Source organism: Klebsiella sp. LTGPAF-6F, from assembly GCF_001753185.1.
Taxonomy (GTDB): Bacteria; Pseudomonadota; Gammaproteobacteria; order Enterobacterales; family Enterobacteriaceae; genus Klebsiella; species Klebsiella michiganensis.
On the sequence record NZ_CP017450.1, the window covers coordinates 647,165 to 661,114 of the forward strand.

A 13,950-nucleotide genomic window follows, 5' to 3' on the forward strand; every position below is an offset into this window, starting at 1 on the left:
TAGCTACCAATTAACAAAATTTCAGAGGGCCTTATGGCGACTTACTATAGCAACGATTTTCGTGCCGGTCTTAAAATCATGATGGACGGCGAACCTTATGCCGTTGAAGCCAGTGAATTCGTTAAACCCGGCAAAGGCCAGGCTTTCGCGCGCGTTAAGCTGCGCCGCCTGTTGACCGGTACTCGCGTTGAGAAAACCTTCAAGTCTACCGATTCTGCTGAAGGTGCGGACGTTGTCGATATGAACCTGACTTACCTGTATAACGACGGTGAGTTCTGGCACTTTATGAACAACTCTACTTTCGAACAGCTGGCCGCTGACGCTAAAGCCGTTGGCGATAACGCTAAATGGCTGCTGGATCAGGCTGAATGCATCGTGACCCTGTGGAACGGTCAGCCAATTTCCGTCACCCCGCCAAACTTTGTTGAGCTGGAAATCGTTGAAACCGATCCAGGCCTGAAAGGCGATACCGCGGGTACCGGCGGCAAGCCTGCAACGCTGTCCACTGGCGCAGTGGTTAAAGTTCCTCTGTTCGTACAGATTGGCGAAGTCATCAAAGTCGATACTCGCTCTGGCGAATACGTCTCCCGCGTGAAGTAATTCAGGCGGCGAAAGAGTTGGCGCAGCGCGATGCTGCGCCGCTACAGGTTGAAACCGCAGGCAAGGAAAATGAATCCCACACTGAAACTTTTGCTACTGTTATTGCTGAGCGGTTCGCTGCTGACTGGATGCAATACGGCTCGCGGCATGGGCGAGGATATCCAGAGCCTGGGTCATGCTATTTCTCACGCGGTCAGCTAATCTTATTTCATCAGGCAATTCTTATTCATATACTCACGCTCTATCTGATTCCCTCTCTTCACTTCTTTTTCTCTTAAAAATCGTCTCGCTTCCCTCATCCTGGACCAGTTTGTCTATGCTTATAGAGCACGATAACTAAAACTGGTTAATAAGGATGACATTATGGTAAAAAAAGCGATTGCAGCGTTCTTTACGGTTTTGGCACTTTCCTCTGTACTGACCGCATGTAACACCACGCGCGGTGTAGGTCAGGATATTTCAGAAGGCGGCAGCGCGATTTCGGGCGCCGCGACCAAAGCTCAGCAATAGACCATGGCGGTACGGCCGTTGGTCGTACCGTTCTTCCTCACCGTTGCCACGTCGTGTATAATTCCTGTGGAATATCATCTACCTTACGGGACGGCCTGTAAGCGTTTCACATCTGGGGACGGCCCCATCAAAGGAGCCATATGTCCTGGTTTATTCTGTTTATCGCGGGTCTGCTGGAAGTCGTCTGGGCTGTCGGCCTGAAATATACCCATGGGTTTAGCCGCCTGGTGCCAAGCGTGATAACGATTGCCGCCATGGTCATCAGCATGGCGCTGTTGTCGTGGGCGATGAAAACGCTACCCGTGGGGACGGCTTACGCCGTTTGGACCGGAATTGGCGCGGTCGGCGCAGCCGTGACGGGGATTATCCTGCTAGGCGAATCCGCCAGCCCGATGCGCATTGCCAGCCTGGCGTGTATTGTGATTGGTATCATTGGCCTGAAAATGAGCGCGCATTAATACTGCTGATTGACCCACAGCAGTTTACTAACGTCGAATCCCTGCCGGGTAGCGATATCCAGCATCTGCTGCTTCACTTCTGGCGGGATTTTCGGCGCGCGCGCCAGTAGCCAGAGATAATCCCGATCAGGTCCGCAAACCAGCGCGTAGCGATAATCCTTGTCCAGCGCAATCACGTTATAGCCGCCATAGAAGGGGCCGAAAAATGACACTTTCAGCGCGGCTCGCGTGGGCTCCCCGGTAAAGTAAGCTACGCCGTCGGTTTTCTGCCACATCCCCCGGTCGGGGTTGTATCCCTTATTGACCACGTCCAGCCCACCATCGTCGCGCAGGCTATAGGTTGCGGTAACTTTTTCTAAACCGCTCTCAAAAGGGTGATCGAAGCGGGCAATCTCATACCAGGTGCCAAGATAGCGTTGAGGGTTGAACGGACTGACCACGGTTACGCCAGGAGGTGGCGTCGGCGCGCTGCAGGCTACAAGCAGAAATGAAGCGGCAACAACCGCAATAACGGGTAGCAGACGCATAATGTTTTCCTTGCCAGTTTTAAGCTAAGTGTAGATTCAGGCAGGAAAAATGCGGCAGAATTTTCTTGAGAAGCGAGCCCGGTAACATAATGCTACCGGGCTTATAGCCGAGGAGGTAAAAGCGGCCTCCGGCGAGCGCTTTAGATGAACAATATGCCGACCAGAGTGACGACGGTCAGAATCGCCGCAAGGCCGTAGAAGACCCACTTACCGTTGGGTACGTGAATTTTCAAATCATGCATCGCATGGTGAATACGGTGAAGTCCACACCATAGCGGCAGCACAATCATCAGGAAAATGAATGCGCGGCCAATAAAGCTATGGGCGAAAGCCAGCACGCGTTCGTAGCTGAAGGCGTCCGCGGGCGCCAGTCCGAGCGGCAGCATAATACCCACCAGCAGCACGATGACGGGGGCGACAATCGCTCCCCACATGCCGCCAGCGCCAAACAGCCCCCAGAATACCGGTTCATCAGAACGTTTTGGTTTGGGATTAATCATTCCAGCCTCCTTACCAGAACAGCGCGACAAACAGGATCACCACGGTGACGACCGCAGTGACGACCCAAAGCCCCTTAATAACCGGCTCTGGCCCCATTTTCTCGCCTTTAAGGATAATATTGGCAGCTTTCGGTGCCAGCTCAAACCAGGTTTTGGTATGCAGCAGCGCGGCTGCAAGCGTGATCAGGTTCAGGATCACGACAATCGGATTTTGCAGAAAACCGATATACCCGGCCCAGCTCTCCGCGCCGTGCTTCAGTGCGAACAATCCGTAAATCAGCACGATGCTGAACCAGACCGTGGGTACCGCTGTTCCCTCACGCAGCATATAGAAGCGATAAAACGGCAGCTTTTTCCACCAGGTGGACGGCATCGGCCGCACGTAGGGTTTGCGTTTAGTCGTCATACTGCACTCCTTAGCGTGGTTTCAGGGTGGCGATAAGAAAGTCTTTCGAGCTTTCTACCTTGCCCTGCTGGATCGCGGCCGCCGGGTCGACGTGTTTCGGGCAGACTTCGGAGCAGTAGCCCACGAAAGTACATGTCCAGACGCCATTCTGGCCGTTAAGCTGCGCCATACGTTCCTTTTTACCGTGGTCGCGGCTGTCTTCGTTATAGCGATGGGCGAGGGTGATCGCCGCCGGGCCGATAAACTCCGGATTAAGACCAAACTGCGGGCAGGCCGCGTAGCACAGGCCGCAGTTGATGCAGCCGGAGAACTGATGGTATTTCGCCATCTGCGCCGGCGTTTGCTTGTTTGGTCCCTGATCGGGCGTGCGCGGGTTGCCAATAATGTACGGCTTAATCGCTTCCAGGCTTTCAATAAAGTGGGTCATATCGACCACCAGATCGCGCTCAATCGGGAAGTTAGCCAGCGCCTCGACTTTAATGCCTTTGGTGTATTCGCGCAGGAAGGTTTTACAGGCCAGCTTTGGCACCTTGTTCACCATCATGCCGCAGGAACCGCAAATCGCCATACGGCAGGACCAGCGGTAGCTGAGGTCCGGCGCGAGATTGTCTTTGATATAGCCCAGCGCATCAAGCAGCGAGGTTTGCTCATCATAGGGAACTTCATAGAAAGCGCTGTGCGGTGCGATGTCCACTTCCGGGTTGTAGCGCACCACTTCGACTTTCATGTTTTTCATCTCAGCCATTCGTCGTCTCCTTCTTCTCGGCTGCTTCCGCTTCCGCACCGTACACGCGTTTTGCCGGCGGCAGAGTGGTGATTTTCACATCACTGTACTCCAGCCTGGTGTGACCATCGGCATCGCGGAAGGCGAGGGTATGCTTGAGGAAGTTGACGTCGTCGCGCTCGGTGCAGCCTTCATCCAGGCGCTGATGCGCGCCGCGGGACTCTTTACGCGCGAGGGCGGAATGCGCCATACATTCGGCGACGTTCAGGCCATGGCCCAGCTCGATGGTGTACAGCAGGTCGGTATTGAACACGCTGGACGTGTCGGTGATCCGCACGCGCTTGAAGCGCTCCTGCAGCTCGGCGAGCTTATCGACCGTTTTCTGCATGAGCTCCGGCGTACGGTAGATGCCGCAGCCTTCTTCCATCGACAGACCCATGTCGTCGCGAATCTTCGCCCAGTTCTCGTTACCTTCCTGATTAACCAGGTCTTTCAGGCGCTTCTCGATATCGACGACCTGCGCGTCCAGCGCGGCGCTATTGGCTTCGCCCGCTTCGGTTGCGCGCTGCATGGCCTGCTCACCGGCCAGACGACCAAAGACCACCAGCTCCGCCAGGGAGTTGGAGCCAAGGCGGTTGGCGCCGTGCAGACCCACAGAAGAACACTCGCCAACGGCAAACAGCCCTTTGATACGGGTTTCACACTGCTGGTCGGTTTCAATCCCGCCCATGGTGTAGTGTGCGGTTGGACGCACCGGAATCGGCTCTTTTACCGGATCGACGCCAACGTAGGCTTTCGAGAGTTCACAGATAAACGGCAGACGTTCAAGCAGCTTTTTCTCACCCAAATGGCGCAGATCGAGATAGACCACATCGCCTCGCGGCGTAGGGATCGTGTTGCCCTTGCGCCATTCGTGCCAGAAAGCCTGGGAGACTTTATCGCGCGGACCCAGCTCCATATATTTATTTTTCGGTTCGCCCAGCGGGGTTTCCGGACCCATGCCGTAATCCTGCAGGTAGCGGTAGCCGTTCTTGTTGACCAGAATACCGCCTTCGCCGCGGCAGCCTTCCGTCATCAGAATACCGGAGCCCGGCAGGCCGGTGGGGTGGTACTGCACGAACTCCATATCGCGCAGCGGTACGCCGTGGCTGAGCGCCATACCCATCCCGTCGCCGGTGACGATACCGCCGTTGGTATTGTAGCGATACACGCGTCCAGCGCCGCCGGTAGCCAGAACTACCGCGTTGGCGCGGATTTGCACCAGCGTACCTTCCATCATATTCATCGCGACCAGACCGCGAGCCTGCCCATCATCGACCAGAATATCCAGAACAAAATGTTCGTCGAAGCGTTGGATTTGCGGGAATTGAAGCGAGGTCTGGAACAGGGTGTGCAGCATATGAAAGCCGGTTTTATCGGCAGCGAACCAGGTTCGTTCGATCTTCATGCCGCCGAATCGCCGGACGTTGACGCTGCCGTCCGGGCGGCGGCTCCACGGGCATCCCCACTGTTCGAGCTGGGTCATTTCCGTCGGGCAGTGATGAACGAAGTAGTCAACGACGTCCTGCTCACATAGCCAGTCGCCGCCGGCAACGGTGTCGTGAAAATGGTACTCGAAGCTATCATGATCCTGCGCGACGGCAGCGGAACCCCCTTCAGCAGCAACGGTATGGCTGCGCATAGGATAGACTTTTGAAATTAGAGCGATTTTTGCATTTGGATTAGCTTGCGCGGCGGCTATTGCGGCGCGAAGACCTGCTCCGCCTGCGCCTATTACGGCAAGATCGGCTTGAAAAGTTTGCACGACATTCCTCCAGTTTTTGTTTATTTCGCCGCCGGGCTGGCGAAAACGTATCACTGCTCCTTTATAGGTAAGGAGTATAGCCGTAGGGTTATGAGGGAAAATTGACGTGTTCGATTTTTTTATCGTTCTGTGCGGTCGTTTATCTCATTGCTTTATGTTTTTGGGTTATCAATAAATTAAGTGTATGTAACGCGTTTACGTATTCGCACAAAATTTGTTTCATCCGCCAGTTACGAGTAGACTTCGTGCCCTTGTTTCAAATCGGAGAACGTACCATGAGCGAAACGGCAACCTGGCAGCCGAGCGCATCCATTACAAATCTATTAAAACGTGCAGCGGTGATGGCGGAAATTCGCCGTTTCTTTACCGACCGCGGCGTGCTGGAGGTGGAGACGCCCTGCATGAGTCAGGCGACGGTGACGGATATTCATATGGTCCCGTTTGAGACGCGTTTCGTCGGTCCTGGTCATTCTCAGGGACTGAATCTGTACCTGATGACCAGCCCGGAGTATCACATGAAGCGCCTGCTGGCGGCCGGCTGCGGCCCGGTCTTTCAGCTGTGCCGTAGCTTCCGCAATGAAGAGATGGGGCGCCACCATAACCCGGAGTTCACCATGCTGGAGTGGTATCGTCCGTGCTATGACATGTACCGGCTGATCAATGAAGTGGACGATCTGCTCCAGCAGGTCCTCGACTGCCAGCCAGCCGAAAGCCTCTCCTATCAGCAAGCCTTCCAGCGTCATCTGGAAATCGATCCGCTGTCGGCGGATAAAACGCAGCTGCGCGAAGCGGCGGCGAAGCTGGATCTGAGCAATATTGCCGATACGGAAGAGGACCGGGATACGCTGCTTCAGCTACTTTTTACCATGGGCGTCGAGCCGCACATCGGTAAAGATCGTCCGACGTTTATTTATCACTTCCCGGCAAGTCAGGCGTCGCTGGCGCAAATCAGCACCGAAGATCACCGCGTGGCGGAACGTTTTGAGGTCTATTACAAAGGCATTGAGCTGGCGAACGGTTTTCATGAGCTGACCGACGCGCGCGAACAGCGGCAGCGTTTTGAGCAGGATAACCGCAAGCGTGCGGCTCGCGGCCTTCCGCAGCAGCCAATCGATCATAATCTGCTGGCCGCTCTCGAAGCCGGGCTGCCGGATTGTTCCGGCGTGGCGCTGGGCGTTGACCGTGTCGTGATGCTGGCCCTGGGGGCAGAAAGCATCGGTGAGGTTCTCTCTTTCACCGTCGACCGCGCCTGATCCTCTCTTAGCTTCCCTTTCGATGATGGAAGGGAAGCCCGCCTTTTAGCCCTAATACCCACAATAACCATTTGGTTTTTTGCTACTATCCGCGCTCATTTTTTTGGGCTATCCGGCATCCTCTGCCGCGATACCGCGTTTGGATAGATTTATGCACCAGCAAATAAAGAAGATGAGCCTGATTGGGCTGATATTAATGATCTTCACCTCGGTATTTGGTTTTGCAAACAGCCCCTCTGCATTCTACCTGATGGGCTACAGCGCGATGCCGTTTTATCTCTTCTCCGCTCTGTTTTTCTTTATCCCGTTTGCGCTAATGATGGCGGAGATGGGGGCGGCCTATCGTAAGGAGGAGGGCGGGATCTATTCATGGATGAATCATAGCGTCGGCCCGCGCTTTGCGTTTATGGGGGCCTTTATGTGGTTTTCATCCTATGTGGTCTGGATGGTCAGCACGGCGGCTAAAATTTGGGTGCCGTTTTCCACATTCTTATTCGGCGCGGATAAAACGCAATCCTGGGCGCTGGCCGGACTGACTTCCACGCAAACGGTCGGTATTCTTGCCGCGTGCTGGATGCTGCTGGTGACCTTTGTCGCGGTAAAAGGCATGCACAAAATCGCCAAAATTACCGCCGTCGGGGGGATCGCGGTCATGGGCCTTAATCTGGTCCTGCTGCTGGTGAGCCTAGTGATTTTACTGCTCAACGGCGGCCATTTTGCCCAACCATTGGATTTCACGGCCTCGCCTAATCCAGGCTATCAGTCCGGTCTGGCGATGCTATCGTTCGTGGTTTTTGCCATCTTTGCCTACGGCGGAATCGAAGCGGTTGGCGGTCTGGTGGATAAAACCGAGCAGCCGGAAAAGAATTTTGCCAAAGGCATTGTTATCGCGGCGGTCGTCATTTCTGTTGGCTATTCGCTGGCGATTGTTCTGTGGGGCGTGAGCGCCAACTGGCAGCAGGTATTGAGCAACCCTTCCACGAACCTCGGTAATATCACCTACGTGCTGATGACCCGCCTTGGCGCCACCCTGGCTAATGCGATGCATCTGCCGCCCGCCGTCGCCGCCCTGAGCGGATTATGGTTTGCCAGAATCACCGGACTCGCCATGTTCCTCGCTTATACCGGCGCTTTCTTTACCCTGAGCTACTCGCCGTTAAAGGCGATTATTCAGGGCACGCCAAAAGCGCTCTGGCCTTCAGCAATGACGCGAATTAACGCGAACGGTATGCCGGCGAACGCCATGTGGTGGCAGTGCCTGCTGGTGAGCGTGTTTATTCTGCTGGTTTCCTTTGGGGGCGATACCGCGTCGGCGTTTTATAACAAACTGACGCTGATGGCGAATGTCTCTATGACGCTGCCGTATCTGTTTTTAACGCTGGCATTTCCTTTTTTTAAGGCGAAGCAGGATCTCGATCGCCCCTTTGTGATTTTTAAACACCGCGGCTCGACGCTGCTGGCGACCGCCGTTGTGGTACTGGTGGTGGCATTTGCCAATATCTTTACCGTGATTGAGCCGGTGATGGAAGCAGGTGACTGGAGCAGCGCGCTGTGGATGGTCGGCGGACCGGCTTTCTTTTCGCTGCTGGCGCTGGGGATCTATGAGAATTACCGCCGGCGTACGGCGGTGCAGCTGATGGTTCAGGAGAGCTAAAACGCTGGCCTTGCCTGCGTTCAGGCAAGGCCGTTCTTACAGGCTGCCGGGCGCGCGGCTGGTTTTCCCTGCCGAGGTCAGCGCCCTGCTGCTTTTTCTGCCATCGATGCTCTCCAGGCGCATCTGGAACGGCGGGAACGGCATATCGATACCGTGCTCGCGGAATCCGGCCAGAATCAGCTGGTGCATCTCGTGGCGCAGCGGCATCCGGTGCCCCATTTCGGCGGCGTAGATACGCAGCTCGAAAATCTGGATCCCCTGCTGCAGATCAACAAGAAACGCTTCCGGCGCCGGGGTATCGATAACCAACGAACAGCGGTGCGCGGCATTTAACAGGATCTGCGCCACCTCTTCGGTATCGGCATCTACCGGAGCAGGCACCGTTAGCACCACGCGGGTCACCGAATCCGACAGCGACCAGTTGATGAACTGTTCGGTGATGAACGCCTTGTTCGGTACGATAATCTCTTTACGGTCCCAGTCGCTGATGGTGGTGGCGCGGGTATTAATACGCGTCACGCTGCCGGTGAGATCGCGAATGGTGACCGTATCGCCAATGCGGATCGGTTTCTCAAACAAGATAATCAGGCCCGAGATAAAGTTGGCGAAGATCTCCTGCAGGCCAAAACCGAGACCCACACCGAGCGCGGCAATAAGCCACTGCAGCTTGGACCACTCAATCCCAATCATCGAGAAGCCGACCAGACCGCCGATCAGCATCAGCAGATACTTAGTGATGGTGGTGATGGCGTAGCCGGTGCCCGGCGTCAGTTCCAGATGCTGGAGGATAGCCAGCTCCAGCAGCGCGGGCAGGTTGCGCACCAGCTGGGTAGTAATAATCAGCACCAGGATGGCTATCAGCACCGCGCCGAGGGTAATCGGCTCCAGGCTCTCAACGCCCTGTACCGTGGAGGTGACGTCCCACAGCGAGATATTCTCCAGGAAGCCAAACGCGGAGTGGATTTCTGACCACAGCACGATAACCGACACCAGCGCGATCAGCATCAGCAGGGAGCGCACCAGACGCAACGACTGGGTACTGATGGCATCAAGATCGACCTCGCTGACCTCTGCTTCCATCGAACCTTCCGGGCTGCTGGTATGCTGGACTTCCTCTTCGCCGCGGGCGCGCTGGGCGAGGATCTCCGCCCGACGGTGCTTCGCGCGATCGAACGCCAGGCGGCGCCGCTGGATCAGCATCCAGCGGCGTATGATGTGATAAACCACCAGCAGCAGGAACCAGATGGCGACCGAGGTTTCAAGCCTGGCGAGCAGCGCCTGCGACGTGGCGAGATAGCCGATCGCCGCCGCCAGCATCGCTATCAGCGGCGCGCCGAGCAGCATATTCCACAGCAGCCGGTTCAGCATATTGTCGCCGCTGCCTTCTTTGTCGAGATACAGCGGAATGCCGGCGCGTTTCAGGCTCAGGGTCACCATCGCCAGCGCGCCGCAAATCAGCATAAAGCAGAGGCGGCCCAGCGAGGCGGAGAACTCGCGATCGTTGAGGTTATCGAAAGTAATTAGCGCCATAATCAGCGGTACGATCAGCCCGATGCTCATCAGGTAGTAGCGCATCGCTTTGCTGACGCGGCTGCGCGGCCAGCCAAAGTGGGCGATAAACAGGCCGTTAGGGCGGGCGAACGTGGCGCAAATCATCACGACCCACAGCAGCGGTACCGTGGCGGTGACGCTATCGCCAATCGCCACGGCCAGCGGGAAAGGCCAGGCGGCCTGCAGCCCGTAGCCCAGCGTCATCCACAGCACCGGCAGCGGCGAGGCCACCAGTATGGACCAGAACACCGTGCGCAGGGTGAGCCAGAAGTGATCCTGCGTAACCTTACCGACGCGCGCGCTGGAGCGCTCAAGGAAGCTGGTGAAATGGCGGCGTGAGCTAATACTGAACCCCACCAGAATGAGCGCGATGAAGAGCGGCAGCAGGGTCTCTTTGCTGGTCAGCATCATCATGCTGGCCTTACCGAGCTGGCTCATGGTATCGAGCGAGATCAGGCGGCGGAGATCCTGAACGATCTCCAGCGGCCATGAGAAGCCGATTGGGCTGACGTCCGAGGTCCAGAACAGATAGCGATGGGTCGCTTCGTTGATCTCTTTAAGCGCATCCTCTAGCTGACCGTTAGCGACCTTCAGCTTGGTCAGTTCGAGCATAAGCGTATCGCCGCCGCGCAGCAGGGAGTTGAGCAGCTCGGTCTGCGTGCGCATCTGGGCCTGCAGAATACGGTTCTGTTCCGCGGTGAGCGGTTCACCGCTGGCCTGACGAATTTGTCTTAGCTGCGGCTGTTTGCCGAGCTGATCCTCATAGCGCAGGCGCTGCACGCGCAGCTGCGCCATTTCGGTATCCAGCTGCTGCGGCCGCGGGATTTCCGGCAGCCGCGCCACCTGCGCGCGCAGGGCTTCACCAAGCAGATTGGAAGAGCCCAGCCACTGGGACTGCTCGCGCAGGGTGTTTAACGCCTGACGCACCTGGAGGGTCTGATTTGTCGCCTGGCGCTGCTGCGAGGCGATCAAATCCATCCGCTGCGCCTGCTGGTTGAGCGCCTGCGACAGCTCGCGGTTAACTTTAAACTGCGCCACGATATCCGGCGGCAGGTTTTCGCTGTTTTCCGCCAGCAGTTCGGTGCTTTCCAGCGCTTTTTCCGCCTCACGCTGCCGTTGGTTATTGAGCTGATTTCGCAGCGCCTGTAGCCAGGCGTCGAGCTGCTCGCTCTCTTTCTGCGCCAGCTCGGATCGCAACCGTGAGAGCTCCTGGCGGTTATTGGCGGAAAGCTGCGCCAGATCCAGCTCATCGACCAGCGCTTTCAGCCGCGCGGACTCCGCCTGCAGACCAAGATTTTGCGCCTGTGCCAGCGGGGTATTGCTGCTTTGCGCGCCGACCCGGCGTTCAACCTCATTCAGCTGGCGGCGGGCATCGCTCTGCTGCTGCGGCAGCTGGTTGAGGGAGTCGGCGATGTCGCGGGCGCGATCCTGCTCCTGCTGGGCTTTACGACTGGCTTCCAGCAGCTGGCTGCTGACCTGGAGAATCTCCTGGTTCAGGGCATCGGAGGAGAGGGTAGTGGAGACCTGGCGCGGCTCATCGCTGAGATTGTTGAGCTGCGCGCGCAGGTTTTGCGACAGTTTGGGGAAGTTATCGATAACGTCCTGGTACTGACGGGCGCGCTCAAGGGAGGCATTACGCTCCTCAAGGGCGTTCAGGGCAGATTGCAGGACTTCAACGGTTTCAGGCTGGGCGGGCTTTGCCGCCTTCGCCTGTTCCAGCTCCTGGGCTATCTGTTTAGCATCCGGGGCTGTCGCTGCGTACGCCCCAAAACTGAGGCACCAGGCCAACAGGAAAGTGTATATCAGGCGCACGGCGTAACCTTTTTTCAGGAATTAACCTTCGTCTTGTTTATCGTCAACCAGCGGGCTGGCGGCGTGTTCAGCGCGGACTTCTTCTTCCGCCAGCGGCACGGGCTCTACCGGCGCTGTGGCTTCAGGCGCGATCGCCAGCGGCTGGCCTATTTTGGTCACCGACAGGCTTTGTAACTGCTCAACCAGCTTCACCTGGCCCGGAGCAAACAGGTTAATCACCGTGGAGCCCAGCTTAAAGCGGCCCATCTCCTGGCCTTTCAGCAGGGCGACGGAGCCTTCGCTATCGCCAGCAGGCCAGGTCCAGCGCTTAATGATGCCTTCGCGCGGCGGCGTGACGGTACCGGACCACACGGTTTCGATGCTGCCGACGATGGTGGCGCCGACGAGGATTTGCACCATAGGGCCAAACTCAGTGTCGAACAGGCAGATGACGCGCTCGTTGCGGGCAAAAAGATTCGGAACGTTTTGCGCGGTCAGATGGTTTACGGAAAACAGATCCCCCGGCACGTAGATCATTTCGCGCAGAATACCGTTGCACGGCATATGCACGCGGTGGTAATCGCGCGGCGAAAGATAGGTGGTAACGAAGCTGCCGTTACGGAACAGGTCAGCCATCTGGTAGTTACCGGCCAGCAGCGCTTCCAGGCTGTAGTTATGGCCTTTAGCCTGCAAAATTTTGTCGTCTTCAATGGCGCCCAGTTGGCTGATGACGCCGTCGGCGGGCATTACCAGCACGCTCGGGTCGGTGTTTAGCGGACGGACGTCGTCGCGCAGCGGGCGAACGAAGAAGTCGTTAAAGGTACGGTAGCTGGCGGTGTCAGGCTTTTGCGCCTCTTTCATATCGACCTTGTAATATTTCACGAACAGATCGATGACCAGTTTTGTCAGCCAGCCTGCTCGTTTGCGTGCACCCCAGCCTGCGAGGCGGGTGAGCCACAGTTTAGGCAGAATGTATTGCAGTGAAAGTTTAAGATCGTTTAACAAGGTAGCCTCCAGGCCATTATTTGTCGTTCCTGGCCCCGCGTAGCAGCGGAGCCTGAAAAAAGGGGGACGATTCTAACGATGCTCAGCTTAAATGTCAGTCATCGGTTGATGAAAAGCTTTTACGCGTTTTTACCTGTACCTGCGCCATGCTTTCCAGAATGCGATGGTAGTTTTCAAACCGGCTTTCGGCGATTTCGCCTTTCTCCACCGCTTCGCGAATGGCGCAGCCCGGGTCATTGTCGTGTTTGCAGTCGCGGTATTTGCAGCGGCCTAAATAATCATGGAATTCGACAAAGCCGTGGGTGATTTGTTCCGCGTCGAGATGCCACAGGCCGAACTCGCGTACGCCCGGCGAGTCAATCACATCGCCGCCGTGCGGGAAGTGGTACAGGCGCGCGGCCGTGGTGGTGTGCTGCCCCAGTCCGGAGACATCCGAAACGTCATTGGTGAGGATTTGGTCATCATGCAGGCCCAGCAGCGCGTTCAGCAGGCTGGATTTGCCTACCCCTGACTGCCCGGCAAAGATACTGATACGATCGGTGAGCGCCTCTTCAAGCGGCTTCAGGCCATCCTGCGTGCGGCTGGAGACCATCAGTACGCGGTAACCAATATGGCGATAAATGTCCATTTGCTCGTTGACGAAGTCCATGCTCGCCTGATCCAGCAGGTCGATCTTATTGAGCACGATCAGCGGCTCAACGTTCAGCGTTTCGCAGGCCACGAGGTAGCGGTCGATAATATTCGGAGAAAGCTCAGGCAAGATCGCGGAAACAATGACAATCTGATTGATATTGGCGGCGATGGGTTTGACGCCGTCGTAGAAATCCGGACGCGTCAGTACGGAGGTCCGTTCATGGACGGCCTCGACGATGCCCTTGACGTTGACGCCGTCAGCTTCGCTTTTGCCAGGCCGCCAGACCACGCGATCGCCGGTGACCAGCGAACGGATAGTGCGGCGTATGTTGCAACGGTGGACGCTACCGTCGGCGGATTCGACATCGGCATGCATGCCAAAGCGGCTAATGACGGTCCCTTCGGATTTCTCACCGAACAGGTTGTCATCAAAATCGGCCTTCTCCGAAGTCGTTTTCAGGCGGCGCTGGTGGTTGGCCTTCACGCGGCGCTGTTGGCCTTTGGAGAGTTTATTTTTACTCAATCGAACTGGCT

At 56.7% G+C, this 13,950-nt stretch carries 14 protein-coding genes; 6 read left to right on the forward strand and 8 right to left on the reverse strand.

The annotated features are described in order from the left end of the window. Nucleotides 1-33 precede the first annotated feature (33 nt). The 4 genes from efp (at nucleotide 34) to sugE (ending at nucleotide 1,568) form a co-directional block, all read left to right on the forward strand. Nucleotides 34-600, forward strand: coding sequence for an elongation factor P (gene efp / locus BJF97_RS03130; protein WP_004097931.1), 567 nt, complete (start codon nucleotides 34-36; stop codon nucleotides 598-600). A 69-nt stretch (nucleotides 601-669) separates the two neighbouring features. Next, nucleotides 670-801: an entericidin A/B family lipoprotein gene (locus BJF97_RS03135; protein ID WP_004097932.1), complete on the forward strand. Its 132-nt coding sequence runs from the start codon at nucleotides 670-672 to the stop codon at nucleotides 799-801. Nucleotides 802-963: 162 nt separating this feature from the next. Next, nucleotides 964-1,110 carry a lipoprotein toxin entericidin B gene (gene ecnB / locus BJF97_RS03140; RefSeq protein WP_004097935.1) on the forward strand — a complete coding sequence of 49 codons (147 nt, stop codon included), beginning with the start codon at nucleotides 964-966 and terminating at the stop codon, nucleotides 1,108-1,110. A gap of 140 nt (nucleotides 1,111-1,250) precedes the next feature. Beyond that, nucleotides 1,251-1,568: a quaternary ammonium compound efflux SMR transporter SugE gene (gene sugE, locus BJF97_RS03145; RefSeq protein ID WP_014227609.1), complete on the forward strand. Its 318-nt coding sequence runs from the start codon at nucleotides 1,251-1,253 to the stop codon at nucleotides 1,566-1,568. On the opposite strand, the gene BJF97_RS03150 is transcribed toward sugE, so the two are convergent. The 5 genes from BJF97_RS03150 to frdA form a co-directional block, all read right to left on the reverse strand. Next, nucleotides 1,565-2,095 (reverse strand): lipocalin family protein, encoded by a 531-nt coding sequence (locus tag BJF97_RS03150; protein WP_014227610.1) that lies wholly within the window; start codon nucleotides 2,093-2,095, stop codon nucleotides 1,565-1,567. The two genes, sugE and BJF97_RS03150, sit on opposite strands and share 4 nt — an antisense overlap. A 140-nt stretch (nucleotides 2,096-2,235) precedes the next feature. After that, a complete protein-coding gene (gene frdD, locus BJF97_RS03155) occupies nucleotides 2,236-2,595 on the reverse strand; it encodes a fumarate reductase subunit FrdD (protein ID WP_004097938.1) in 360 nt (119 codons plus the stop codon). A 10-nt stretch (nucleotides 2,596-2,605) separates the two neighbouring features. After that, nucleotides 2,606-3,001 carry a fumarate reductase subunit FrdC gene (gene frdC, locus BJF97_RS03160; RefSeq protein WP_004097939.1) on the reverse strand — a complete coding sequence of 132 codons (396 nt, stop codon included), beginning with the start codon at nucleotides 2,999-3,001 and terminating at the stop codon, nucleotides 2,606-2,608. A 10-nt stretch (nucleotides 3,002-3,011) separates the two neighbouring features. Beyond that, nucleotides 3,012-3,746 carry a succinate dehydrogenase/fumarate reductase iron-sulfur subunit gene (locus tag BJF97_RS03165; RefSeq protein ID WP_004109180.1) on the reverse strand — a complete coding sequence of 245 codons (735 nt, stop codon included), beginning with the start codon at nucleotides 3,744-3,746 and terminating at the stop codon, nucleotides 3,012-3,014. Beyond that, complete coding sequence (frdA, locus tag BJF97_RS03170) at nucleotides 3,739-5,529, reverse strand: fumarate reductase (quinol) flavoprotein subunit (protein ID WP_014227611.1); 1,791 nt, start codon at nucleotides 5,527-5,529, stop codon at nucleotides 3,739-3,741. The genes BJF97_RS03165 and frdA overlap by 8 nt, the downstream gene beginning before the upstream one ends. 275 nt (nucleotides 5,530-5,804) lie before the next feature. Between frdA and epmA the strand changes: the two genes are divergently transcribed. Both epmA and yjeM read left to right on the forward strand, forming a co-directional pair. Beyond that, nucleotides 5,805-6,782, forward strand: a complete 978-nt coding sequence (gene epmA, locus BJF97_RS03175) for an elongation factor P--(R)-beta-lysine ligase (RefSeq protein ID WP_070082840.1) — start codon at nucleotides 5,805-5,807, stop codon at nucleotides 6,780-6,782. Between the two features lie 151 nt (nucleotides 6,783-6,933). Next, a complete protein-coding gene (yjeM, locus tag BJF97_RS03180) occupies nucleotides 6,934-8,436 on the forward strand; it encodes a glutamate/gamma-aminobutyrate family transporter YjeM (protein WP_032695146.1) in 1,503 nt (500 codons plus the stop codon). 36 nt (nucleotides 8,437-8,472) lie between these two features. On the opposite strand, the gene mscM is transcribed toward yjeM, so the two are convergent. The 3 genes from mscM to rsgA form a co-directional block, all read right to left on the reverse strand. Beyond that, a complete protein-coding gene (mscM, locus tag BJF97_RS03185) occupies nucleotides 8,473-11,799 on the reverse strand; it encodes a miniconductance mechanosensitive channel MscM (protein ID WP_014227614.1) in 3,327 nt (1,108 codons plus the stop codon). A gap of 21 nt (nucleotides 11,800-11,820) precedes the next feature. Then, on the reverse strand, nucleotides 11,821-12,783 hold the full coding sequence (gene asd / locus BJF97_RS03190) for an archaetidylserine decarboxylase (protein ID WP_032695147.1): 963 nt from the start codon (nucleotides 12,781-12,783) through the stop codon (nucleotides 11,821-11,823). Nucleotides 12,784-12,877: 94 nt separating this feature from the next. After that, entirely contained in the window at nucleotides 12,878-13,939 is a 1,062-nt protein-coding gene (rsgA, locus tag BJF97_RS03195; protein ID WP_004097952.1) for a small ribosomal subunit biogenesis GTPase RsgA, read from the reverse strand. Nucleotides 13,940-13,950: the final 11 nt, after the last annotated feature.

What these genes read in the sequence shown, in the direction of transcription:
- frdD (WP_004097938.1), bottom strand. Translation starts at nt 2,595, where the DNA reads ATGATTAATCCCAAACCAAAACGTTCTGATGAACCGGTATTCTGGGGG.
- frdC (WP_004097939.1), bottom strand. Translation starts at nt 3,001, where the DNA reads ATGACGACTAAACGCAAACCCTACGTGCGGCCGATGCCGTCCACCTGG.
- epmA (WP_070082840.1), top strand. Translation starts at nt 5,805, where the DNA reads ATGAGCGAAACGGCAACCTGGCAGCCGAGCGCATCCATTACAAATCTA.
- ecnB (WP_004097935.1), top strand. Translation starts at nt 964, where the DNA reads ATGGTAAAAAAAGCGATTGCAGCGTTCTTTACGGTTTTGGCACTTTCC.
- sugE (WP_014227609.1), top strand. Translation starts at nt 1,251, where the DNA reads ATGTCCTGGTTTATTCTGTTTATCGCGGGTCTGCTGGAAGTCGTCTGG.
- yjeM (WP_032695146.1), top strand. Translation starts at nt 6,934, where the DNA reads ATGCACCAGCAAATAAAGAAGATGAGCCTGATTGGGCTGATATTAATG.
- BJF97_RS03135 (WP_004097932.1), top strand. Translation starts at nt 670, where the DNA reads ATGAATCCCACACTGAAACTTTTGCTACTGTTATTGCTGAGCGGTTCG.
- BJF97_RS03150 (WP_014227610.1), bottom strand. Translation starts at nt 2,095, where the DNA reads ATGCGTCTGCTACCCGTTATTGCGGTTGTTGCCGCTTCATTTCTGCTT.
- efp (WP_004097931.1), top strand. Translation starts at nt 34, where the DNA reads ATGGCGACTTACTATAGCAACGATTTTCGTGCCGGTCTTAAAATCATG.
- BJF97_RS03165 (WP_004109180.1), bottom strand. Translation starts at nt 3,746, where the DNA reads ATGGCTGAGATGAAAAACATGAAAGTCGAAGTGGTGCGCTACAACCCG.